Source organism: Psychrobacter sp. H27, from assembly GCF_059072655.1.
Map to the genome: position 1 here is coordinate 1,364,099 of NZ_JCACRX010000001.1, position 25,118 is coordinate 1,389,216.

At 44.3% G+C, this 25,118-nt stretch carries 21 protein-coding genes; 7 read left to right on the top strand and 14 right to left on the bottom strand.

The window, feature by feature from the left end:
* Positions 1–75 precede the first annotated feature (75 nt).
* Positions 76–2,178 (bottom strand): Lnb N-terminal periplasmic domain-containing protein, encoded by a 2,103-nt coding sequence (locus AC5JPY_RS05430; RefSeq protein WP_443525733.1) that lies wholly within the window; start codon positions 2,176–2,178, stop codon positions 76–78.
* 228 nt (positions 2,179–2,406) lie between these two features.
* On the opposite strand from AC5JPY_RS05430, the gene ampD reads away from it, so the two are divergent.
* The 3 genes from ampD (at position 2,407) to AC5JPY_RS05445 (ending at position 5,439) form a co-directional block, all read left to right on the top strand.
* Positions 2,407–3,012 carry a 1,6-anhydro-N-acetylmuramyl-L-alanine amidase AmpD gene (gene ampD / locus AC5JPY_RS05435; protein WP_443525732.1) on the top strand — a complete coding sequence of 202 codons (606 nt, stop codon included), beginning with the start codon at positions 2,407–2,409 and terminating at the stop codon, positions 3,010–3,012.
* A gap of 149 nt (positions 3,013–3,161) precedes the next feature.
* Complete coding sequence (murJ, locus tag AC5JPY_RS05440) at positions 3,162–4,712, top strand: murein biosynthesis integral membrane protein MurJ (protein WP_443525730.1); 1,551 nt, start codon at positions 3,162–3,164, stop codon at positions 4,710–4,712.
* Positions 4,713–4,857: 145 nt separating this feature from the next.
* A complete protein-coding gene (locus AC5JPY_RS05445) occupies positions 4,858–5,439 on the top strand; it encodes a hypothetical protein (protein WP_443525728.1) in 582 nt (193 codons plus the stop codon).
* Positions 5,440–5,454: 15 nt separating this feature from the next.
* Here AC5JPY_RS05445 and AC5JPY_RS05450 read toward each other — a convergent pair whose 3' ends face one another.
* Positions 5,455–6,060, bottom strand: a complete 606-nt coding sequence (locus AC5JPY_RS05450) for a GNAT family N-acetyltransferase (RefSeq protein ID WP_443525726.1) — start codon at positions 6,058–6,060, stop codon at positions 5,455–5,457.
* Between the two features lie 246 nt (positions 6,061–6,306).
* Here AC5JPY_RS05450 and ribF point away from each other — a divergent pair, with 246 nt between their 5' ends.
* Positions 6,307–7,389, top strand: coding sequence for a riboflavin biosynthesis protein RibF (ribF, locus tag AC5JPY_RS05455; RefSeq protein WP_443525724.1), 1,083 nt, complete (start codon positions 6,307–6,309; stop codon positions 7,387–7,389).
* Between the two features lie 81 nt (positions 7,390–7,470).
* Here ribF and AC5JPY_RS05460 read toward each other — a convergent pair whose 3' ends face one another.
* The 4 genes from AC5JPY_RS05460 to AC5JPY_RS05475 all read right to left on the bottom strand — a co-directional run bounded on the left by AC5JPY_RS05460 (position 7,471) and on the right by AC5JPY_RS05475 (position 12,654).
* Positions 7,471–7,710: a DUF2789 family protein gene (locus tag AC5JPY_RS05460; protein WP_443525723.1), complete on the bottom strand. Its 240-nt coding sequence runs from the start codon at positions 7,708–7,710 to the stop codon at positions 7,471–7,473.
* Between the two features lie 293 nt (positions 7,711–8,003).
* Entirely contained in the window at positions 8,004–8,993 is a 990-nt protein-coding gene (locus tag AC5JPY_RS05465; RefSeq protein ID WP_443525722.1) for a malate dehydrogenase, read from the bottom strand.
* Between the two features lie 364 nt (positions 8,994–9,357).
* Positions 9,358–9,999, bottom strand: coding sequence for a T2 family ribonuclease (locus AC5JPY_RS05470; protein ID WP_319051396.1), 642 nt, complete (start codon positions 9,997–9,999; stop codon positions 9,358–9,360).
* 522 nt (positions 10,000–10,521) lie between these two features.
* Positions 10,522–12,654, bottom strand: coding sequence for a lytic transglycosylase domain-containing protein (locus tag AC5JPY_RS05475; RefSeq protein ID WP_443525720.1), 2,133 nt, complete (start codon positions 12,652–12,654; stop codon positions 10,522–10,524).
* 347 nt (positions 12,655–13,001) lie between these two features.
* Here AC5JPY_RS05475 and miaB point away from each other — a divergent pair, with 347 nt between their 5' ends.
* The gene (gene miaB / locus AC5JPY_RS05480) at positions 13,002–14,495 is read left to right on the top strand and encodes a tRNA (N6-isopentenyl adenosine(37)-C2)-methylthiotransferase MiaB (protein ID WP_443525719.1); all 1,494 of its coding nucleotides are present in this window, start codon (positions 13,002–13,004) and stop codon (positions 14,493–14,495) included.
* Positions 14,496–14,598: 103 nt separating this feature from the next.
* Here miaB and AC5JPY_RS05485 read toward each other — a convergent pair whose 3' ends face one another.
* The 5 genes from AC5JPY_RS05485 to AC5JPY_RS05505 all read right to left on the bottom strand — a co-directional run bounded on the left by AC5JPY_RS05485 (position 14,599) and on the right by AC5JPY_RS05505 (position 19,856).
* Positions 14,599–14,835 carry a hypothetical protein gene (locus AC5JPY_RS05485; RefSeq protein WP_443525717.1) on the bottom strand — a complete coding sequence of 79 codons (237 nt, stop codon included), beginning with the start codon at positions 14,833–14,835 and terminating at the stop codon, positions 14,599–14,601.
* Positions 14,836–14,984: 149 nt separating this feature from the next.
* Positions 14,985–16,199, bottom strand: coding sequence for an RtcB family protein (locus AC5JPY_RS05490; protein WP_443525716.1), 1,215 nt, complete (start codon positions 16,197–16,199; stop codon positions 14,985–14,987).
* Positions 16,200–16,988: 789 nt separating this feature from the next.
* Positions 16,989–17,726, bottom strand: coding sequence for a LysE family translocator (locus AC5JPY_RS05495; protein ID WP_443525714.1), 738 nt, complete (start codon positions 17,724–17,726; stop codon positions 16,989–16,991).
* Positions 17,727–17,860: 134 nt separating this feature from the next.
* Positions 17,861–19,111: an acetylornithine deacetylase gene (gene argE / locus AC5JPY_RS05500; protein ID WP_443525713.1), complete on the bottom strand. Its 1,251-nt coding sequence runs from the start codon at positions 19,109–19,111 to the stop codon at positions 17,861–17,863.
* Positions 19,112–19,202: 91 nt separating this feature from the next.
* Positions 19,203–19,856: a UPF0149 family protein gene (locus tag AC5JPY_RS05505; protein ID WP_443525711.1), complete on the bottom strand. Its 654-nt coding sequence runs from the start codon at positions 19,854–19,856 to the stop codon at positions 19,203–19,205.
* Between the two features lie 212 nt (positions 19,857–20,068).
* Between AC5JPY_RS05505 and AC5JPY_RS05510 the strand changes: the two genes are divergently transcribed.
* Together AC5JPY_RS05510 and AC5JPY_RS05515 are read left to right on the top strand one after the other, a co-directional pair.
* Positions 20,069–20,509, top strand: a complete 441-nt coding sequence (locus AC5JPY_RS05510; protein ID WP_319051389.1) for a hypothetical protein — start codon at positions 20,069–20,071, stop codon at positions 20,507–20,509.
* Positions 20,510–20,615: 106 nt separating this feature from the next.
* The gene (locus AC5JPY_RS05515) at positions 20,616–21,077 is read left to right on the top strand and encodes a cell division protein ZapA (protein WP_443525709.1); all 462 of its coding nucleotides are present in this window, start codon (positions 20,616–20,618) and stop codon (positions 21,075–21,077) included.
* Between the two features lie 86 nt (positions 21,078–21,163).
* Here AC5JPY_RS05515 and AC5JPY_RS05520 read toward each other — a convergent pair whose 3' ends face one another.
* The 3 genes from AC5JPY_RS05520 to glyQ form a co-directional block, all read right to left on the bottom strand.
* A complete protein-coding gene (locus AC5JPY_RS05520) occupies positions 21,164–21,472 on the bottom strand; it encodes a hypothetical protein (RefSeq protein WP_443525707.1) in 309 nt (102 codons plus the stop codon).
* 276 nt (positions 21,473–21,748) lie between these two features.
* The gene (gene glyS / locus AC5JPY_RS05525) at positions 21,749–23,842 is read right to left on the bottom strand and encodes a glycine--tRNA ligase subunit beta (RefSeq protein WP_443525705.1); all 2,094 of its coding nucleotides are present in this window, start codon (positions 23,840–23,842) and stop codon (positions 21,749–21,751) included.
* 9 nt (positions 23,843–23,851) lie between these two features.
* Positions 23,852–24,814 (bottom strand): glycine--tRNA ligase subunit alpha, encoded by a 963-nt coding sequence (gene glyQ / locus AC5JPY_RS05530; protein ID WP_443526048.1) that lies wholly within the window; start codon positions 24,812–24,814, stop codon positions 23,852–23,854.
* Positions 24,815–25,118: the final 304 nt, after the last annotated feature.

The following is a 25,118-nucleotide window of genomic DNA, read 5'->3' on the forward strand; positions in this document are numbered from 1 at the left end:
GTAACCCTTACCAATATAACCACTACAGCGCTTAGCATCGACTTTTTTTATATCAATACTTAACTAACCCAAGGTTTAAAAGTACCGTCTGTACGACAGTTGTATATCATCATTAGCATCGACGCGCTCCTGCCAGTCGTAGTTGGCATTGATACGTAAGGCTTGTTTTTTATCGATATCGTATTGTAGCCCAAGGCTTGATATCGGCTGCCAGTAATGACCTCGAACGTCAGACTCAGCGCTGTTGCCATGATACCAATATGGTAATTGTAATTCAGCTTGTGCACGTAACTGATTGTTAATCTGATAACGACAGCCTGCATTGACACCAGCCCCTACGCGAAAGCCTTTATTGAGACCTCGCCCTGCTTGCGCGGTACCCGCCAAAAACGTATAGCATAGCTGTGGCGGCATCTCACCCGTACCTGTGCTAGGTGAGCCAAACGCCCAAGACCAACCTGTCTCATAACCCACGCTACCAATCAAATGATCCGTGCCCGCATCTTGCGACCCATCATTCACTCGTGTCGCCTCGATACTTGCGCCCCAAGTTTTGCCTTTTTTGGCAGAATTGACAGGATTAAAAGAGCGTCCTCGAATCAAAGTGGCGTTTTGTAGAACCACACGCTCTGGTTGATTGGGCTTGTTATCATCGGTGTCATATAGACGCACTGTCGCCGCCAAACCTTCTAAATTAAAAAACTGCGGATACCCTGAAGCATGATCAAGCGTATCATGAAACCCAGCCCTAAACCCAATATCAACATAGTCGTCATCACCGCGTTGCCCTATACCGATAGTGCCAAGCTGTAGTGGATGCCTGTCTACTGGATTGTTATCTGACGGCTCAATTTGACGCTTGAGTAATGCCTGATTGTCGTCTGACATACTCGATATAGCATTGAGCTCTGCAGACTTTATTTGGTCAAGTGTTTGCTTGGTACTATCTTGATAGCCTAATTGCCTAGGGCTTGAGTTTTTCTCGTTGATCTGCGCTTGTCGCAAGGTATTATCGGCAGGTGTGTACATGGTACTTGCCAAAAGGTTCTGTTTACCTAACAGTTGAACCACATCGGAGGGAACGACAACATAAGCCATTTCATTCAACAGACTCTGCTGCGGGCGAACCACGTCGATAAGTCGTAAAATCTCAGAGGAACAGTTGTCCGTAGTAAAGTAATACGGCATTTTTAGCTCTTTGGTTTCCCACACATGGCGCATGATCTGTTGTACTTCACTAGGCGTGAGATTCAATTGATACGTCCACGTATCACGCTCATCGTCTTGTAGATACTTTGCCAGCTTTTCTGGATAAGGATCAATCTCTATAACACTGTCATAACGACCTATCATAGACTTGGTCGCATAAACTGGAAAGCTATCATCTGGATCACCATCAACCGTATAGTTGAGTGCATACGCCTGACTGATCTGATTGGGGTCTGCTACGCTCGACTTTGAATCAATACGCAGTAGCGTATGACCAAAAGCAGAGAGTGGGTTGTCCAAATACTCTTCAGCAAATACAATAGATAGCTGCTCAGGTGCCAGTGTAGACATCCAGTCATCCAGTTCTGGACACTCAGCCGATAGACGCACATCATCAATAGCTAACGCTTCTTTTAGCCATGCCACTCGCGCTGGAAAACGGCACAGGACTGAATTGTTACTCGCTTGATTGGGAGTTTCAGTATCTGCTTGGTTGCTATTGATGGAAGATGTCGTTTCTTTTGCAAGAGCTACGAGCGTAGCATCTAGCTCTGCCGCTGCATCTTGCTGACCGCGCATGCTCAAAAAAAATCTTGGATCATCAACCATACTCTTCGTTTGCTTTTTTGCAAAAATACGGTTTTGGTCATCATAGAAGTACAACATACGTCGCCATGTTGTATGCTGTGCTAAATTGTCAGTTTTTACCTGCTTACGCCATGTTGAAAGTAGCTGCTCTGTCGTTATACTGGAACCAGAATCAATATCATTTTGCGTACCCTGCACAGCCTCATCCGGATATGCCATCTGGATAGGTACAGTAGCATTTGAGTCAGTAGTGGGTAATTCAGATGACTGTAGATCTTCCTCTATGACAGATAAAGGCGTTGGCAAAAATGCCTGTGCGGGTGCAGAGAGTAGTAACGCTGCTACTGCCAAGGATAATGGTGCTCGCAAGTTAAGTCTCATCAGATTACAATCTCCAAACACGAACGTTAGTTTCATGGATATGAGGTAAACCCTCACACGTTATTAGCGTGCCTAAGATTTACTGGCTCAGGTACGCCGATAACATATACAGCCGACTATCATTGAAGCCAAGTTAATAAAAAGATATCTAACGGCTACTTTGATAGGTCATCTATCACACTACTATCTATTACACTACTATAAGTACTATTACAAAAAGAGAGCGTCATGCCCACTGTATCAAACGCCACATTGTCTACGCCGCCAATGACCATTACAGACGGTTTATTATCCGCAGCGACGTGGCTGACTTCACCGAACTACAATAATCGACCAAAAGATGTCAGTGTCGATGCGATTATCATTCACAACATCAGCTTACCACCGAACGAATTTGGGGGTTGTGACTCTAATGACTTACATTATGTAAAAGCGTTGTTCACCAATCAACTAGACTGGGATGCGCATCCTTACTTTCAGACGATTAAAGGAGCAGAAGTATCAGCACATCTGTTTATCGAGCGTGATGGCGCTATCACCCAGTTTGTCAATTTTAACGAACGTGCGTGGCATGCTGGACGGTCGAGTTACTTGGGTCGACCTGAATGTAATGATTATAGCATTGGCATCGAGCTTGAAGGGTCAGATTTTGTGCCCTTCACTTCTACTCAATATGAGACGCTTGCAATGGTAGTCGCGGCTATCTATAACGCCTACCCCAAAACACAGCGACATTTGACAGGTCATAGTGATATTGCGCCGGGACGCAAAACGGATCCTGGTGATTATTTTGAATGGGTAAGGTTGCGGCAGCTGGTTGCCGAATCACCTTAAAGCAGTGTCCCCCTGTGATAAGAATGATTTCCATACCCAATCCATTTATCTCAGTGATGAAAGTGCTATAATTCGTCAGTTTTTGCAGTAGCAAATCAGTATACAACCTCGTACACAACCCTATAAACACATTGGCAAGATAGGTTCTCATGGCAAAAAGTCGGTTATTTCGTTCAACCATGGTGGTCAGTAGCATGACCATGTTGTCTCGTATTTTGGGTTTGGTACGCGATATTGTATTGTTAGGCGTTTTTGGGGCTGGTGGGTTGATGGATGCCTTTTTGGTCGCCTTCAAAATCCCAAACTTTTTGCGACGACTGTTTGCCGAGGGGGCTTTTAGCCAAGCGTTTGTCCCTGTACTGTCTGAGTACAAAGAAAAATACAGCTTACAACAGGTACAGATTTTAGTCAGTCGCACTTCAGGCGCACTACTGATGGTGTTGTCGATGCTGACAGTGGTGGTCATCTTGATCGCGCCTTGGGTGGTCACATTGTTTGCCCCTGGATTTGCGGATCAGCCTGACAAGTTTGCTATCACCGCTGAATTACTCCGCCTCACCTTTCCCTATTTGCTATTCATCTCTATGACGGCTTTTGCGAGTGGTATTTTGCAGAGCTACGGCCGTTTCGCGGCTCCTGCCTTTGCCCCTGTGCTGTTGAACTTATGTATGATCGGTGCTGCGCTCATTTTTGCGCCCATGTTTGATACCCCCATTATGGCGCTTGGTTATGCCGTGGCAATCGCAGGTTTACTACAATTCTTGATACAACTGCCGCAGCTCTGGCAACAAAAACTACTGGTCGCGCCCAAGATTGACTTTCAGCACGAAGGGGTTCGCCGTATTTTGAAATTGATGCTTCCTGCCATCTTTGGTGTGTCGGTCACCCAAATTAACTTATTGTTAAATACGGTTTTTGCATCATTGATGATTGGAGGTTCGGTCTCTTGGCTTTACGCCGCTGAGCGTATGAGCGAGCTACCACTGGGATTGATTGGCGTAGCAATTGGTACGGTTATATTACCGAGTCTATCCAAAAGCGAAGCCCAAAAAGACGATGTCAATTTTAAAAAGACCATCGACTGGGCAGCTCGCCTAATCATCTTGGTGGGTATCCCAGCTTCGGCTGCACTATTTGTACTCGCAGACGTATTGATGCAGGCGTTATTCTTACGCGGTGAGTTTACCTTACGTGATGCGCAGATGAGCTCGCTCGCCCTACGTAGCATGGCAGGCGGTATTTTAGGATTCATGTTAATCAAAATCTTTGCGCCCGCTTTCTTTGCACGTCAAGACACCAAAACCCCCGTAAAAATCGGCATCATCTCTGTCGTTGCCAATATGGTCTTTAGTGTAATATTTATCGGGATATTTTACTTTTTAGAGATACCATTACATGGTGGCTTAGCGCTAGCTACGACTGGTGCTGCGTTCGTAAACGCTGGTTTGTTGTATTATTTCTTACACAAACGCAATATTTTCCGTTTTGGACCTCATTGGAAAAAACTGTTTACACAGTTTGCCATTGCGACTGCCTCTATGATTGGCGTCCTTTATCTCATGCTGCCCTACTTCCCCACCAATGATGCTCAGTGGCAACGTATCATTGCCCTCATAATTATGTGTGTCGTGGGAGCGCTCGTCTATGGCGTGGTATTGTTGGCAACAGGCTTCCGCCCTCGCCAGCTAAAACATGGATAGGTCAACGTGCATATAAACCAAACTCCAGAGAAGTTGATAATTGGCTTACCAAACCAAAACAAGCTTCTCATGAGAAATGACAATGCGTGCGACGGTTAGTTGTCATAATTGGTTATGAATGAATAAACGAAACTTGAGGTTTAATATGACAACAAAACGGCCTATTCAGCGCTTACCACTTTTATTGGCCACTGGCATGCTGAGCGCTGGACTACTGCTGAGCGGTTGTAGTAATAATGACTCTGCCGACGTAGATACTTCAGTTACTTCAGACGAGACCATGTCTGAACAAGAAGATACAGTGGGTAGTGCTAGCGATACGGCAGTAGTATCAGATGATGCTAAAAACGAAACAGCGATCGATAATGACAATATCAATCCAGTTACTGCTTCAACCACACAAAAAAGCCTAGTAACCAATCCGACTCAAGCGGGCACGCCAGAGGACACGGTCAAAAAAGCATTGAACAGTTTGTATTATGGTGAGGTAAAAGACGCCGTATCATACTACCAAGTCGATATGGCAAATTTTGAAGAAGAGCTTGCCAATACTCAATCAGCATTTCAACAAACTGTTGAAGGCGTTACTATCACGGACACTCAATATAGTGACGACAAAACTCGTGCTACTATCACAGGTGAGCTAATGCTAAAAGGACAGAGCGAACCTGCGCCATTGACCTACCAGCTACAAAAGATAGAAGGCCAATGGAAAATTTTGGGTTAAGGTGATTCAGGCTTTTTACGCATTGTCATCTAAGGTTACTTTTTTGCCAAGCATCACAACATCAGCGATAAACCCATCCATATCGCACACTTCTGGCATATACCCCCATTGCTCAAAGTCAAGTTTACGGAACAGTCCTAAACTTGGCTTATTATGAGCGAAGACAAGCGCAACGATATTGCTAATCCCCAAACTTGGCGCTTGCGTCAACATCCAGTGCGTCAATAGACTACCCAACCCTTTGCCCTGGTAGTCTTTATTCAGATAAATACTGATTTCAGTGCTGATATGATACGCAGTACGCGCATACAAATCACTAAAGCTACCCCATGCAACTATGAGTGGTTTTGTACTCTCTTCCTGATGATTTTGTTCAGGCAATGCCCTTACTACATAAATCGGTCTTGTCCAACTCTGTAAATGCTCATCAAACCAGGCTGTACGCTCATTGACCGTTACTAATGCTAAGTTTGCCGTGGCCTGTTTATCAGGGATACTTTGATTATAGATTGCTAAGACTTCTCCTAGATCTTCTCTACTCGCACGCTGCACAACAAACTGATCGGTTAGCTGATGTATTGATAAATCAGTTGTGGTAGCGTTCAAGGCAACATCAGACATAAGATCTCCATATTTATTTATATTTTTTGGCATTACTCATCACAGTCACACGGGTAACACAAAAAGGTGCAGTCCTTTAGACTCATAGAAAACAGGCGTTTTAGGTAGGCCATACTTGCATTATCCATAGACTATAGGATGTTAGTGCGGCTATTTTACTTTATAATGGCTAGTTTTAGACACATCGATTTTGAGTATAGATGTGTTTTTTCGTTTTTTATCTGGCCTTATCATAGCTGAAAACTTATGAAAACCTATTTTCTTGAGCAACTGATTGCCTCATCAAGCGCCGCATCTACTGGCGATAGCTCAGTAGAGTTGCCGCCTTGTGTACTCAGTATCGGTAATTTTGATGGCGTCCACCTTGGTCATCAAGCGATGCTGGCACAAACGCGTGATATCGCAAGCACCAAAAATCTTACCGCAGCAGTCATGATATTTGAGCCGCAACCGCGTGAGTTTTTTGCGCCGGCCAAAGCCCCTGCACGTCTGACCAATCTAGCAGAGAAGCAGGCACTACTAGCAGAGTATGGGGTTGAGACCTTAATTGTGGCAGGGTTTGACACCGATTTTCGCTCACTCTCAGCGCAGGCATTTGCAGATATACTGGCCAAGCGTTTGAACGTCAAAGCATTGGTGCTGGGTGATGACTTTCGTTTTGGACATGATCGTACTGGTGATAGTCAGTTTCTGCGCGGTTATGGTTTGGATGTGACTAACTTGCATACTGTCACTGATAGCAGTACTGACCATGGCAGCACTAGTAGCAACGATATTGATAGTACGAGCAACGATGATGTACGGATCAGCTCTACGCGTGTTCGTGATTTATTATTAGCAGGCGATATTCATACTGCCAACAGACTGCTTGGGCGTGATTACGCTATCACGGGGTTGATTGTTCGTGGTGACCAAATCGGTCGAACGATAGACTTCCCTACAGCAAATATCGATTTGCAGCGACTAAAACCTGCGCTGCATGGTATTTTTGCAGTGGATGTCGTGAGCTTGGATGACAATGGTGGCGTCATACCTGATGGTCTCACTACTCTTGCTACTGACGGTAATACGGGTATTGCAGGGTTACGTCCACATAGCTTATTTGGCACGGCCAATATAGGCAAAAGGCCTTCGGTTGATAAAGGCGATGACTGGCGACTAGAAGTACATTTTCCACAGTTGCAGGCTGATCTATACGGACTGCGTGTAGAAGTGCGCTTTTTGCACTTTTTGCATGGTGAGCGTCGCTACGATGGCTTGGAAGCATTGAAAAATGGTATTAACCAAGATGTCGCTGACCTACTTGAATGGCGTAACCATCAAACATAGTATTTGATGATACTTTAGCTACGAAAAAACCCCACAATACTATCCGTATCGTGGGGTTCTTTATATTGGTTCTATGCGTTATTAAGCATCAGGGTGCAGACGAACATTTAATTCATCAATTGTCTCTACCCATACCGCATCTTTGCTCCATTCTTCTTGCAAAAACATGCGTTGGTTGTCATTCCAAATATCAGATTCTGTTAATTTTTCTTCTTTTGCTAATTGATTATCTTCGATAAACTTATCAACTGCTTCATCAGAGCTCTCTAAACCTAACTGAGCAAATAGCTCATTCATATTATATTCTGGTTCACCTAACATACTTTTCTCCTTAAATGGTACGTGTAAAATCATAGTTATTATTCAAATTAACACGTTTATTGTAGCAAGCTTTGTTCTAATAGCTGTTAATCCACGTTTATCTAACGTTATCAATTGTATTAACGGTAATCAGCACATGGCCATTTGAAATTGTAGACGAGGTTGCCCACACTTATCCTATTGCCATTTGGCTTAATATTACAAGCACAAAAAAAGCCCTCATATCTAAGAGGGCTTTTTTATGTTTTTTCTACTTATCACCTAGCTTGAGCTAGCAATATAAAGGCTACATCTTATGGTAGTAGATGTGCTACTGCATCACGCTCTTCGCTAAGCTCTTGCTCAGTGGCAGCCATTTTCTCTTTAGAGAAATCTGATGATACATCAACACCGTCTACGATAGACCAATCGCCGTTAGTACAAGTACAAGGGAATGAGTAGATAAGGCCTTCAGCGATACCATATTCGCCATTTGAGTAAACACCCATAGATACCCAATCGTTCTCATCAGTGCCTAGTGCCCATGTACGCATGTGTGCGATAGCAGCATTGGCAGCAGAGGCCGCAGATGATGCACCGCGAGCTTTAATGATTGCTGCACCGCGCTGCTGTACTTCTGGGATATAAGTACCTTCGTACCAGTCACGATCAACAAGATCTAGCGCAGGCTTACCATTTACAGTACAAGCCGTTAGATCTGGATACTGAGTTGATGAGTGGTTACCCCAGATGATCATTTTTTTCACGTCATTAACCGTGCTGTCAGTCTTACCAGCCAACTGTGCCATAGCACGGTTGTGATCTAGACGAGTCATTGCCGTAAAGTTACGTGGATCAAGATCTGGTGCATTGCGCTGAGCGATAAGTGCGTTAGTGTTGGCAGGGTTACCTACTACCAATACTTTTACGTCACGGCTAGCAACTTCGTTCAATGCTTTACCTTGTGCTGAGAAGATCGCAGCGTTGGCTTCTAGCAAATCTTTACGCTCCATACCTGGACCACGAGGACGTGCGCCAACTAACAAAGCATAATCGATATCTTTGAATGCAACATTCGCATCATCAGTCTGAACAATACCCGCCAATAGTGGGAATGCGCAATCTTCTAGCTCCATAACCACACCTTTTAGGGCGTCTAGCGCTGGCGTGATTTCAAGTAATTGCAAAATAACTGGCTGATCTTTACCTAGCATCTCGCCAGATGCAATACGAAATAGCATCGCGTAGCTGATGTTACCAGCGGCACCAGTGACGGCAACACGTAAAGGCTGTTTCATTGACATTGAATACTCCCTAATTAATGATTATGTAGCTTATGATTCTAATTGATGATTATCGTTTTAGATATCGACTTGTTCGCTGTAGAACAGCATGTATAAACCGAGAGCTAGTGTAGCACTTCAGCCTATTAACCGTCTAGATACAGTAATAGACCCGCCAGGGACTATATTGTTACATTTTATACAGAAGGAATCTGATATAGGCTGAGCGCTTATATATAAAGGGTTGTAGCCATAAAAGGCGTATTTTATTATTACTCAATGAGATAACATGACGACAAAAACAGACATTTAATATTGCCAAACATGATCGAGCAGCAATGGGAATGAGACTAAAAAATGCATCTCAGAAATGGACAAAAAAAGCCTATCTGCCCCCTGAAATGATAAATTGGCTGCCGCAATTATCTACAACATTTTGACAAGAGTCAAAACGGCTGCCTTCATAACAGACATGTATATCAGTCAAAATTGACTGACGCCGACTGCCTTCTTGGCAGATAAGATCAACGCTACTCGATGACATGCCACTGTTCAGACGTGTCATTTGACTGATAAACCGTGATTTAGAAACCGTATAGCTGTTACCCGTATTTAGCTCATTAGGTAGCTTTAGCCCGCCTGCATAGTTGGTGATTTGGCGAAAGTAACTGCTAGCACTGAGTGGACTACACGCGCCGTAACGCTGCCACGTTTGGCTTCTTACTGTCGTATCGGGCATGATACGGTTGACGACTTTTAATTGTAGAGGCGTTAATCGCGGTTCACTACCGCGGCCACAACGCTCACCGTATCCCATGTCTAAACCTGACACTGTCAATGAGTACCCTTCTAGACACTGGCGCATGCGAGCTCTGGTCGGCTGCATACTACATAATGCAGGTGTCATCTCGATCATCAATACGCGCTGACCTGTTTTATTCGTGCTAGCAGCATGTGCCGGCATCAGCATAAGGCCTTGTATAAGTAATAAGGCACCGAAGCTCGCAGTCGTATTAATGTTATTCATGTGTTGCCTGCCTATCAAATTCGTACGAAACTGCTCTAAGGAACTGGATGTTTTAACTTTTGCGTTTGGTTGTGTTCTCATATGTAATAACGGCTGCGCTTGAGTCGGTAATGAATAGTTAGCTCTCGATGATACGGACAGTTTGAAAAAATCTTTGATCATAAGACTGAAGGTAATTAGCAGTGGTAAAACATAGAATACTACTCGAATCACCGTGTCCAAAACATCAAACATAGCACAACTTCAGAGTAAGGCTGAAAAAATATGGACACTAACTAAAGTAATGTTAACAAAACGTCTTTTTTAATCTATAGCAAAAACGTAAACGTTGTCGCCTTCGTCAAGAATTGCGTACTGATCAGACAGGTATTTATCAGATGATTATGTATGAAACAACTGATAAACGACTACATATAAAATAACGGTCTATAAAGTCATTCATCACTGGTCAAACAATATAGTGTACAAAAATAAACCACTAACAAAAAATTATTAGTGGTTTATTGTTTATAACATCACTGGCTAAAATGAAGCAGGCACTGTACCCATACGCTGACTGATTGGCTGACTACGACCTAAAAGGCTACTATAGATAGTGGCGTTTTCCATCACGTGTTTGACGTAGTTGCGCGTTTCAGGAAATGCAATCGACTCAACGTACTGATCTGCAGCGATAGAGCCATAGAGTGGCTGCCAGCGTTTAGCATTGTTGGGACCGGCATTGTAACCTGCCGTTGCCAATACTGGCTGATAGTTGAGCTTGCCTAAAATATCACCCATGTACCACGTACCATAACGGATATTGGTGTCACCGCTATTGGCACGGCTCGCACTATAAGTCTCGCCCAGATTACGAGCGATGTATTTTGCGGTATCAGGCATAACCTGCATCAAGCCACTAGCGCCAACGTTTGAGCGCGCAGAGGTCACAAAACGACTCTCTTGGCGCATGATGCCATAAGCCCACGCTGGATCAATGCCCGCTGACTCGCTATAACGTACCACTGCACTCTGATGCGGCATTGGATGCGAAAGCGCTAAGCTATCGACTCTATCGGTATTATCCACCGCATAGATCGCTCGATCGAGCCAGCCCATATCATAGGCCTGACGGGCAGCAGCAATGATTAAGTTGTCATCACGCTTATCACGTGCTTGTTTTACTGCCCAGTTCCATTCGCGGTTGGCATACCCTCGGCTAGCATCAGAATTGTACAAGGCAAAAGCTCGAGCAAAGTTGCCATCTTGCATGACACGAGCGCGGTCAGCGGTACTGACATTAGGCAGGTTACTACCACCGAGACGGCTAGCATCGAAACGTTGACCGATTCTATCTTTTGCCATTAGGCCATAGTAATCATTACTTTTTGCGATATTTTGATACATTTTTTTGGCAGTATTGCGCTTGCTACTATCGCTTGATTGCTCATAAGCACGAGCCAACCAATACTGCCATTGGCTTTCTTTCTGAGTCTCTCCATCCATTTTTGAGATGGCTTCTACGACGTCATCCCAGCGACCGAAACGAATTGCCGCCATGGCATAGTCTTCTGCTTCTTCAAAGTTAAAATCATTGTCTAAGCTATTGCGAAACCACTCCACTGCTTCAGCATTAAAGCCATCATCTGTATTGTGGTTCATGCGCTTGACGCCAAGCGTACGATACGCATAGCGGCGGGTTTCGTCGTTTAATAGTCTGACTGAGCGCTGATTGTCTTGTCTAATATCAAACTCTAACTGGATCGCCGCCTCGCGATAAGATTTGTCAGCGACTCGGCCGATTGCGTATAAATACAGATATTGATTGGTCTGGCTGGCAGGTTCACGACCAAATCGACTAAAAAACGATGATGGATTGAGCTGAATTTCGCTCAGCGCCGAATAAGCAATCGGAGTACCTAAGCGTGAGGACAATGCCATGATATCGCCTGTTTTGCCAGTGCGTAGCATACGCTTGAGACGAGAGGCGCGATCCTGATTGCTAATCAGCGCATTATTATTCATCTCCATCGCTAACTGATCGCACAATGCAGGCTGCTTTTTGGTAGTCAGCCAAACATCAGACTTGGCTGCCATAGCGCGCATGGTATCACCGCCATTGTTGAACCCAAGCGCAACCGCACAGCGCTCGCTTGCGTCTGCATTGGTAATAAGATTTGCAACTTGTCTGACCGAGGCATAATCATTAGAACCAGCCTTAGTTTCAGCATAGTCAGCCACTAGTTTTTCCGCCATCACCGTGTCTGGATACTGACGCACAAACTGTGAAACGGCCGCTGAGCTTTGTGAGTTCAGGTCTAGATTCATACGCCAATAAGTAGGATACATGGCAAACAAACCACCGCTCATGACTTGCTCATAGTTATAGAGCTCACTCACGTCACCACGGTCTGCAGCAATTGCAGCACCCATAAATGAATCAATACTGGTGTCTTGCTGATAATTTTGCTGGTAGTTACTTTCTTGTTGGTAACTCTCGTTATCACCCCACGTCAGCTCCGCGCAGGCAACTTGCGATACACCAAGCGCGCTCACTGCGGTCGCCACGCTGAGTGCACTCATGCGCAACGTCCCCACTGTAAGTCGTTTTGACATCTGTTTTTGACTGGTAGATTCTTCATCCTTGATGCTATGAGCAACACGCAACTTTGTCATACTGACTCTCTTTATTGTCTCTCTACGAGTATTTGAATAACGGTTCGCTAAGTACCGCCAAGGGTATAGCAGTCATCATACTATACTCATTGTGCTTTCAACTATCTCCTTTACCTTTTGTTAATAAATAGGACAGCACGGTGTAACATAGAAGTGATAAAGAGTATTGATTTCGGTAAACACCCCCATTCATAGTAGTAAATAATTGATACTACTGTGAATTATTTGTCTTATTGACGGCTGATAGGCGATGCTAATTTTTCACATTGGTACCAGGTTGTGATAAAATACGCCACCTGTTAATCGGCTACTCCGCTATATTTTTGGTCAATCATGGACTTATCCTTATGAGTGTTACTGTATTCAATCCCCGCATCGATGACGATGCTGTTGCTGAGACGACTGTCACTGCACGTGCTGTCACCGCACTCAAAGAGCAAAGTTCAGCCCAAGCACCCGTCGAAAAATCAACGACCAAAAAAGTCTTCGTCACTACCCAAGGCTGCCAGATGAATGTCTATGACTCTGGCAAAATGCTAGACGTGCTAGGCGACTCACATGGTATGGAAGTCACTCATGATATCGATGAGGCCGACGTGCTACTGATGAATACCTGCTCTATCCGCGAAAAAGCGCAAGAAAAAGTCTTTTCAGAATTGGGTCGCTGGCGCAAGCTAAAAGAAAAACGTCCTGACCTTGTCATTGGCGTCGGTGGCTGCGTAGCCTCACAAGAAGGCGATAACATTCAAAAACGTGCGCCTTACGTCGATATGGTATTTGGCCCGCAGACCTTGCATCGCCTGCCAGAGCTATATGATCAATCACATGAGCAACGTGAGATTTCACCAAAGAACCGTATTGGCACGATTGATGTGTCATTCCCTAGTATTGAAAAGTTCGATTTTTTGCCTGAGCCAAGAGTAGAAGGCTACAAAGCCTTTGTCTCTATTATGGAAGGCTGCTCAAAATATTGCTCGTTTTGCGTGGTGCCTTATACGCGCGGTGAAGAATTATCACGTCCACTCGATGACGTATTGGCTGAGATTGACAGCCTTGCGGCGCAAGGTATCCGTGAAATCAACCTATTGGGTCAAAACGTCAACGGCTATCGCGGCGAAAAAGACGATGGCAGTATTTGCCGTTTCGCTGAGCTGTTGCATTATGTCTCGCATGTCGATGGCGTCGAGCGTATTCGCTATACGACCAGCCATCCGCTAGAGTTCACTGATGACATCATTGATGCCTATGCACAGTTGCCAGAGCTGGTATCACACTTACATCTACCGGTTCAAAGTGGCTCAAACGCTATCTTGGCAGCGATGAAGCGTAACCATACCATTGATGTGTATATCAATCAGATTAATAAGCTCAAAGCCATTCGTCCAGACATCCACTTGTCGAGCGACTTTATCATTGGCTTCCCTGGTGAAACCGAACAAGACTTCCAAGATACCTTGAACTTGGCGAAAGAGTTGAACTTCGATCACTCTTACAGCTTTATCTACTCTAAACGTCCAGGCACGCCAGCCGCTGAGTTGCAAGATGATGTCAGCTTTACGACTAAAAAGGCACGCTTGGCTGAATTCCAGAAAGTCATTATTGATTCAACACTTGCCAAAACTCAAGAAATGGTCGGTACTACGACACGTGTCTTGGTTGAACAAGTTGCTAACCGTCATCCTGATTGCTTAATCGGTACTGCAGATAATACCCGTACGGTCATGTTCCCTCATGATGTTGAGAAAATGGATGAGCTGTTGGGTAAACTTGTGAGCGTACGTATTACCGATTTTGTCAGCCCGCACATGGTTAAAGGTGAGCTAATCGAAGTATTGGCGTAGTGGTTAAGGTAACAATGGTTAAGTTATAAGCTTGAGTAAGAATAAAAAAAGCCGTTCACTACTAATAGCGAACGGCTTTTTTGTGCGTGAATGTTAACCATCACTATTCTGATAACCAATCTGTCTGCCGTAGCTGCTGTTTGGTCTCACGGCGGCGTTTTTTGCGGACAAGATCGATGTCTTCTTTTTCGTGAATACCACCTTTTCTTAATAATGGATCAAGCGCTAGATAATTACGCGGCTTGACTGTGCCTAGCGAGTGTTGCACACCTGTCACAGCCTGCTGCTCTAATCGCCTCTCAATTTGTTTGGCCTTTTTTAAGGTTTGTTTTAAGCTCATATTGTTACCTATGTTTTAATAACTCTAAATCTATTTTATACATTCGAGTGACCCCATAGTGAAACCACGGCTAGGAAATCGAGCGCAAATAGTATACTTGGTACATTTAGCTCGATTGACACCGTCGTGACTCGCTATGGTTTTACTTGTTAGCCTTTAATACACATGACCTGTTTAAGCGTATGCACCACTTCGACCAAGTCAGCTTGATTGGCCATCACTTCATCGATGTCTTTATAAGCGCCGGGTATCTCATCGATGACGCCTTTATCTTTGCGACACTCGACTCCATCCGTCTGCGCCTTTAGCTCATCGATAGTGAACGCTCGTATGGCTTTACCACGGCTCATCTGTCGTCCTGCTCCATGTGAACATGAGCAAAAAGATTCTGCCTCGCCTAGACCACGTACGATAAAAGACTTTGCGCCCATAGAGCCTGGAATAATACCAAGCTCACCTGCATAAGCACTGATCGCGCCTTTACGGGTCACATAGACTTGCTCACCAAAATGCACTTCTTCATTGACATAGTTATGATGACAATTAATGGCTTCTTTGGTCAGCTTAAATCGTGGCAATCCTGCTTGTGGCGACTGTAATGACTTAATGACGAGACGCATCATCTCGCGGCGGTTTTCAAGCGCGTAGTCCTGCGCCCAGCCTACCGCTTCAACATAATCAGCAAAGCTATCAGACCCTTCGGCAAAGTAAGACAAATCTCGATCTGGCACATGACCAAAGCGCGATTGACGCTCTTTTTTTGCAAGATTAATAAAGTACTGACCGATACAATTACCGATGCCGCGGCTGCCAGAATGCAGCATCACCCAGACATCATTGTTCTCATCCAAGCACAGCTCAATGAAATGATTGCCACCGCCGAGTGTTCCCAGCTGCTTCGCCCAAGTACGCTCAAAACCTTTAAGCATTTTAAGCAAACCTGGGTGTTTATCAGTAATCGGTTTTAGGCGTTTACCCAATGGATCAAGCGTTGAGTTTTTGGCTTGGATTTGCTTGTGCATATTGAAGCCGACTGGCACTTGTTGCTCAACGATCGATCGCAATGACCTTAAGTTATCAGGCAGATCACTTGCCGTCAGGGACAAACGTACTGCGTTCATACCGCAGCCAATGTCTACCCCAACTGCGGCAGGAATGATGGCTGACTTGGTCGGAATCACGCTACCGACTGTCGCACCTTTGCCAACGTGCACATCGGGCATCACTGCAATGTGTGAATGCACAAACTCTAGCTGGGCTAAATTGCGTAACTGCTGCATGGCACCTTGCTCAACATCGGTGGTGTAAATCTTGACTGGTACGCCGTGTTTCCGATTTTCGTTTAATACTAATTGAATGCTCATAATTTGTTATTTCCATTTTATTATTTTAATAACCATACATTTTTTATCATTACCAGTTTTTATAATTTTTAGAAATTACTTATCTATCTCAATTAAACAAAAAGTTTAATGATAAATAAAATTAATAAATTATAAAATTTAGGCAATAAAAAACCGTGTTCTTATTAATTAAAAAATCAATAAAAATTCATGGTTAATTTATTATAGACATTTTAAAGAAAGATAATATAGATCAGAACCGTCGGCCACAGCGTAAATATTATACGCATAGAAAAGCTTTAGCTAAATCATAGCCTGAGTCGCTTTATTAGCAATAACGGTAAAGAAAAATGTTAGGCAAACAGATAACAGCAAGCGCAATATGGCTTAGCACAATCGCAGAGCAAATTTGGCACAGTAGACTTAGAAAAGAGATAGCGCAAGTAGATACAGAAAGCTATTCGTTGATATCGATAGATGGAATATCACTCAATAGCTTATATAAAAATTTAGCCAAACCTTTTCGAGGGTGTCATTGCTGTCATGTAGTTTACACATTCAATCTTTAAAAACGTCTTGGTAGTTATATAGGACACGATGATTCCTCCATAGGTTGTGGCTAATGTCATGGCGACAATAGCAGGTTAATTGAAACGATTTATCGCTTATGAAAGATAAGCAGTATAAATCAATGAGCTAATAATAACGATTTAAAAATTAAAGTCAATAATTAATTTGGCTTGTATAGAAAATAACTTAATGAATGTGTGTTTGATTAATCACTTTAATTTAAAATCTTACCAGTATTTTTTAAGCTATAAAACTATTTATCACTTCAGCTAATAAAGCAGCTGCAATAATGATAAATATTACTCCGCAACCACGATTGAGCCATGCTAAACGATTACCCACATCGAGCCAACTTGCCAGCTTTTTGCCGCCTAACGTATATACGATCTGCCAAATCGTTTCGCTTAAAAACAAGCCGATGGTCAATAGGACATATTGCGGCCATAGTGGTACGCTGAAATTGATAAACTTAGGGAAAAATGCCGCAAAGAATAAGATAGCTTTTGGGTTAGATAAAGATACCCAGACACCAGTACGAAACAAGGTTGTGTTACTTGGTGCGATTTTAGTAGCTGCACTAGAGAGCGAACGCGGCTTTGGCACATCAACTCTATCTTCTGAGGTAGCATAGTCCGCATAGTCGGCCTCTACCTCCGCACTCAACTCTTTGGCATCGCTCATCAAACTGCCATAGCCTGCATCACGCCATGAGCTGATACCCAAGTAGATTAGGTATATTGCACCCACGGCTTTGATAATGGTCAGTAGCCACGGTGACTGACGACTGATCACATCCAGTCCCAGCAGCGTTGATAGCAATAATATAAACAAACCAAGGCTCAGCCCTGCCAACGTCCATAGCGTCCGCTTCACGCCATAGTTCATGCCATACTGGAATGCCAGTAACATATTGGGACCTGGCGTTGCGGAAATCAAAAACGTACTTGCGAAAAATACTGCAAACAGATGCCAAGACATCAACCCACCTCTACTGTTCATATATCAGCGGCTCTGATGCGATCCGCTACACTGCCAAAAAATAAATACCGCCATTTAGGCGGTATTATTTGTACTTGCTCATATTATATACATATGTTTAGTATTTTAATACATTATTTACTTGTGCAGCTCGTTAGTAGTTTTTGCAAAAAAGCATCACAGCGTTCGATTTCGATGAGTTCGACATATTCATCCGCTTTGTGCGCTTGCTCAATACTACCAGGACCACAGATGATCGTTGGAATACCTGCATTGGTAAACTGACCGCCTTCTGTGGCATAAGCGACTTTATGACGCTCGTTATCCCCTGTCAGCGCAGCGATTAACGATTGTAATTCAGCGCTATCGCTATCGGTCATGGCAGGGACGCTTTCTTCTTGCATCAGCTCAATGCCCGTCTCAGGCGCACGTGCTTGCATTTGGGCATTTAGCTCAGCGACTTTTGCTTGAATCGGTACCAATATATCGTCTTGCGTCATGTGCGGTAGATTACGATAGTCAAAGGTGAACTCGCACAGATTGGGCACGATATTGGTGGCTGTGCCGCCGTGTATCGTTCCTACTGATAAGGTAGAATAAGGCACCGTAAACAATGCATCCCCGTCTTCTAAAGTGTCGTCACGAGCGCTCAGTTCTTCGGCTAGCGTATCGACATAGCCCACCAGCTTACTGGCATAGCTGATTGCATTGACCCCTTGAGCGATCAAAGACGAATGCGCTGATTTGCCATGGACACGGCAACGATAAACCGCAATACCTTTATGTGCGACCACCATCGCCATATTGGTGGGTTCACCGACGATACAGTAATCAGGCGTGATGCCACGCGCTTTTAAGTCTGCCAAAATCAATGGTGCGCCCAAGCAGCCTACCTCTTCATCGAACGACAGTGCCAAATGCAATGGACGTCGCAACTGACCGCTATTCGATAACTGCACGGCTTGTGGCAATATCGTCAGCGCACAAGCGATAAAGCCTTTCATATCACACGCACCGCGTCCGTATAGCTTGTCACCACGTATCGTCGCGGTAAATGGCTCTGATGTCCAGTCTTGACCATCGACTGGCACCACATCAGTGTGACCAGACAGCACAAGACCATTGTTTACTTGGTTAGCATTTTCGCCAGCGGGTACGGTCACAAACAAGTTAGCCTTGGTTTTTGCCTCGTTAAAGGTCAAATCCACCGCCAAACCCAACTGCTCACAGTACGCTTGCACGTCTTCAATCAATGCTAAGTTGGAATGTCGACTGACCGTGTCAAAGGCGATCAAGCGCGTTAGCCAATCAAGGCTATTACTCGGGTGCGTAGCATGGCTTAACTGTTCGTCATTGCTAGCATTGTCATTAGTATCTTGGATCATAAAATATCCTTATTACGATTTTTAAGAGCTATTTCTCACAAACTACTTCTTAAAAACTAATTCTCACAAACTATGATTGATCAGATTCGTCTTATGATGGATTATTCTGATTCATCACGTCAAGCACTGGTGGCATCGGTTTTGGTAACTTGCCTTCTGCTTGTAGCTCTTTGGTGGTTTTAGCATCGATAGACAGTCCAGCAATCAACGCAATGTCTTTCACATGCTTGCGTTTACGCGTCGCAAAACTCACTGGCACCATACGGGCAAACTCGTAAATATAAAGATAAGACTCTTCCCCACCTTCGAAGTCTTCGTCTTCCTCTAAACGAATCGCCCCAATCTTAGCCAAATCTGAGAGCATCTCGTTCTCTTCACTGGTCAAACCGCAATCGGTAATACCAAAACCGGTCATAAACCCGTTCGACCACTGTTTCAATGCCATCACGCGCTCGTACAAATCATGTTCATCATCAGGGATAAGCGGCATGTACGCATAGGCATCATCTTTGTCTTTTAACTGAAACACGGTGTCCTCTGCTTCTTCTGCCAACAAGGTCAATGCAGCCTCTGGTAGTGGTGCAAAGCTCAGCTCTTCGAACACCTTTGCCCATGTCGATTCGTCAGGTGCATTACAAGCGGTCATAAGCCCTGTCATCAAGCCATGCACTTCGCTGATGGACACATCAGTCCAGTCATCAAAAGCAGTCAGCCAAGTATTCCAGCCAGAAATATTATCGTTCATAACAGATGTCCTAGTAATTGAGTATGACTCATAAAATAAAAAGAAACTCGATAAAATGTCGGGGACAGATTACCGGTAAATAAAAGTAAAAAGACCAAATCTCGTGCTTGTAATTACTTTGTTGATATAGATATTATGCGGTCACCTATGGCATTATTAAATGCAGCGAACAAAATTCATTCACGCTTACTTGTTAAGGATAAAAACTGACTATGTATGATCAACTTAGAATATTAGAAAAAATGGTACTAGACATCAAAAAACAGTATCAGCTTGTCAGTGCTGAACTTAGCAGCCTAAAACAAAACCCTGTTACTGATGCAAAAGAAGTCACCGCCCTAAAGACTCAGCTTGATAGTAGCCATAGCGAACGTGATGGAGCCAAAAAACAACTGAATGATCTCGACAAACGCTATCAAAGTCTCGCTGAAGCGCATCATATGATCGGTGAAGAACAAGACAAGCTGCAAAAACAAATCAGCCAACTACAACAACAAAACAGCGAGCTGCAAAAACATAATAATGAACTAAAGCAGCAGTACAGCGATATCAAACATCAAAACAGTGAGCTACAAAAGAAAAATCAGCTGGCAGCTGAGCGCACGCAAGTGGTATTACAACGCCTAACTCGTATCGATCAGGCAGAGGGCTAATTCACCCTCTAGTAGAGGTAGCATGCAAAGAGATACTGTTTGTCAAACTGCCACTTGTTATATCTCACATCACTCATTTCACTGACCAGACATTGTAGGATTTATCATGACCGATGACCAAAGCAAATCAATAGAAAAGCAGCCAAAAAACAACCCAACACCGCACTCTCAAGCACCAAGCAAAGGATTGCCAGCCCAAAAATCAGCTCAAGCAGGGACCGCCGCCTCAAGTACAGTAGCGAAAGCCAATACCAAGACAACGAATACACCTGAACCACAAATCAAAAAAGTAGATATTGCGATTGCAGGGGTTACCTACCCTATTTTTTGTCCTGTACATGAGCAAGAAGAGCTACTATCAGCGGTTTCTTATATAAACAACTATGCACTTGACCTAAAAAGAGAAGCGCCAAGCTTGAGTCAAGAAAGCATACTAGTACTGTGCTGCTTGAACTTATACGAAAAAATCCATGCCAATCAGAGAAGCGATGAAGATCGCCTGCAACACGAGAAACAATCACAAGCATTGCTAAATAAAATCATGAAAGATGCACACTCGATTTTATAAACTGATAGATAATGTATAGTAGCGCTTAGGACATGACGACTAAGCGCTTTTTTATGCGACCAAGCATTGCTCTGTCATGACCCTAATTATGAGTAAGGCTGATAGGTTTTGCCCGCATGGAAATCCGCCTGATGCTCATAATTGCAAAAAAACAACTCCTGACTGCCTGCAATATCAGCTGCTGTATCACCATCGCTAGTTGTTCCTAAGCTAGGCTTAGTTTCAAGTACGCCGCGATATTCAGCCAAACTATGACCGCAAAAATTGCACTGTCGCGGTGTGGTGATATCTCCTTCTTGTGGCATCATGCTTTTGGGTGCTCGTGGGTACATAAACTTATAAAAAGCCCACATTGACGCCCAAATAATGAGAATGACAATAATAACGGCAAACACGGCTGTGCTCCTTTGATTACGGATAAGCGTGATGGCTATCAAAAGCAACCAAGCTAATAGCTGTACAAAAACTGGCTACGCTAATGACTGTTTCATACGCTTTGGTAACGTAAATTTTACCGTCAATAATGGTAATGGCACAATGCCTTTACCGTTTAATTACCATTGACCGTAGGTAACAACCCATGACAATAGAAAATGACGCTGGTCTATAACCACAAAAAACTGGCCACATTGAGCCAGTTTTTATCAAAATCTACGATTAAAGATTAACCGCTACAGCTGTAACTCACTGATATCAGCTACAGTCAAGAACAGCGCGCGAACCTGCTTTAATAGTGCCAAGCGGTTATTCTTCAATGTTGCATCGTCGCTATTGACCATGACATTATCAAAGAACTGTGTCAGTGGCTCATCTAAGCTCGCTAATGTCTGCAATACTTGGGTGTAGTCTGCTTGCTCAAGCAACGGTTGTACCCTCGTCTGTGCTTGCTTCACATTTGCATATAGATTTTGCTCAGCAGGCTCAGACAATAGCGCTTCATCAACCGTGTCAGCAACCTCGGTTTCTGACTTGGCCAATATGTTGGCTACCCGCTTATTAGAGTCAGCCAACATCGACGCTTGTGACATCTCGCTAAATGCTTGTACGGCACGGATACGCTGATCAAAATCGAGCGGCATATGCGGATTAATCGCTTGCACTGCCTGAATCGTATCAACGCTGACGCCTTGCTCTGTATACATCGCACGATAGCGCGAGTTTAAGAACGCCATGACCTGAGTAAAGGTATCGCCCATCTTAGCAATCTTGCTGCCTTCGGCATTGCTATAGGCTTTGATCGCCTGCTCAACGAGCGCTACCAAATTAATCGGCAACTGCTTTTCAATCAAAATACGCAAAATACCAATGGCAGAACGACGTAAGCTAAACGGATCTTTTGAGCCCGTTGGTGCTTGGTCAATGGCAAAAATACCAACCAATGTATCTAAGCGATCAGCCAATGCTAAGCAAATACCAATTGGTGTTTGCGGCAGCACATCACCACTGAACTTGGGCAGGTATTGCTCTTCTAAGCTTGCCGCAACTGCTTCAGGCTCCTCATTCAAACGCGCATAATACGTGCCCGCGATACCTTGCAATTCAGGATACTCACCAACGAGCGAGCTGGCCAAATCTGCTTTTGACAAAATACCAGCGCGTACGGTGTCATCAACATTGATGTCGTGACCTTGCTGCTGCATCAAAGTAGCAATAAATGCTGCAAGCTTAGCAATACGCTCAGACTTCTCCCAAATCGTACCCAATTTGTCTTGGAATACGCGCGTTTTTAGGCTTTCTGTGAGCGCAAACAATGGCTGCTTTTGATCTTGTAAGAAGAAAAACTCAGCATCAGCCAAACGTGGACGCACAACTTTTTCGTTGCCTTCAATGATCTGGTTAGGATCTTTTGATTCAATGTTAGTGATAAAGATGAAATACGGCTGCAGCTTACCTGCTTTGTCGGTCAAGCAAAAATACTTTTGATCGGCTTGCATAGTCGAGATAAGCGCTTCTTGCGGCACTTGTAAAAAACGCGCTTCAAAGCTCGCTCTTAGTGCAATGGGAAAATCAACCAACGCGGTCACTTCGTCCAGCAAGTCCTGCGGTACGATAGCGTCCGCATTGACCTCACCTGCCAATGCTTTGACTTGGTTATTGATCAGCATTTGGCGTTTATCAAAATCTACCACGACCTTTAGACTGTCTAGCAATTGCTCATATTCATTGGCATGAGCGATGTTATGATAGTCAGGGCTGTGGAAACGGTGGCCACGAGTTTGCGAGCCTGTTTGGTGCCCTTGAATAGTCGCATCAATAACAGCAGCATCCTGCATCAATACTGCCCATTGTACGGGACGGACAAACTCATTGCGGCTGCTACCTGAGCGCATACGCTTGGCTATCGGTAGGCTATCTAATGCTGTCTGAAAAATAGCTGGCAGTAGCTCCGTAGTTGCTTGACCAGTGATTGTTTGCTCAAAGCCGACATAGTCACCTTTATCGGTATTAATCGTCGTAAGCTCGCTGGCGTCAATACCTAGACCTTTGGCAAAACCCATGGCTGCACGGGTTGGATTACCCTCTGCATCAAAAGCGGCTTTGATTGCTGGTCCGCGTTTTTGCTCAGTACGATCAGGCTGCTTGTCGCTAATGCCCTCGATTTGAATCGCTAAACGGCGCGGCGCGGCAAAGGCTTTGATGCTGTCAAAGCTGATATCAGCGTCAGTCAGTTGCTGGGTGACACTGGCTTGTAAGGCATCACGTAATGGCTTTAGGCTTTTTGGAGGTAGCTCTTCACACCCCAGTTCAAATAGAATAGTACTCATGGGATGCTCCTATTTTTTATTAGTAGATTGATTGTTGTCAGTGTCTGCTGCTTCTTTTGGCAGATACTTCTCAAGTGCCTCGGCACGGTGTGCTTCATCTGCCAATGGGAAACCCAATTTGGCACGAGCTTCGACATAACCGATGGCAACTTTGCGCGCAAGCGTACGCACACGTAAGATAAAGCGCTGACGCTCTGTGACCGAGATTGCACCGCGGGCATCAAGCAAGTTAAACGCATGAGAGGCTTTTAATACCATCTCGTAAGCAGGCAATGGCAAGCCAGCTTCGACTAACTTGTCGGCTTGCTGTTCATAAAAGTCAAACATCTCGCCCATCATTGGCACATCAGCGTGCTCAAAGTTATAGGTCGACTGCTCAACTTCGTTTTGATGGAACACATCGCCATAAGTAACACGGCCAAACTCACCATCTGCCCATACCAAATCATAAACGCTATCAACGCCTTGCACATACATAGCCAAACGCTCAAGACCATAGGTAATCTCACCTGTCACTGGGAAGCATTCAATACCGCCGACTTGCTGGAAGTACGTGAACTGCGTCACTTCCATACCGTTTAGCCAAATCTCCCAGCCCAAGCCCCAAGCGCCTAGCGTCGGTGATTCCCAGTTGTCTTCCACAAAACGCACATCGTGCACCAACGGGTCAATACCAATGGCACGTAGTGAGTCTAAATATAGCTCTTGAATGTTAGGTGGATTTGGCTTTAGCACCACCTGAAACTGATAGTAATGCTGCAAGCGGTTTGGGTTGTCACCATAGCGCCCATCGGTAGGACGACGTGATGGCTGTACATAAGCTGCGTTCCAACGCTCAGGACCTAACGAGCGCAAAAAAGTTGCCGTATGAAAAGTGCCTGCGCCGACTTCCATATCATAAGGCTGCAATATAACGCAGCCTTTATCAGCCCAATAATTCTGCAGGGTTAGGATTAAGTCTTGAAAGGTCATCGGTTGAGAGTTTTTATCTTGTGTCATTGGGGTTGTCGCTTCGGATGTCATAGTTTGGGTATTCATAGTAAAGCCACTGTGAAATGAGTATTATTAACTAAATCTCTGATAGCACTCGCCACGCATTTTGGCAACGACTCTATTTGCCTGCTCACCTTACTAAAAATTGACTATTTTATCCATATTTACGTCAACTAAATTTGCATTGTGAACACAAACACGTCGCTATATGACTGTTTTTTGGTCGAATAATCACGAAAGGCAAATTATCATTAAAAGATGTGGTTAGAGATATGGTTAAGAT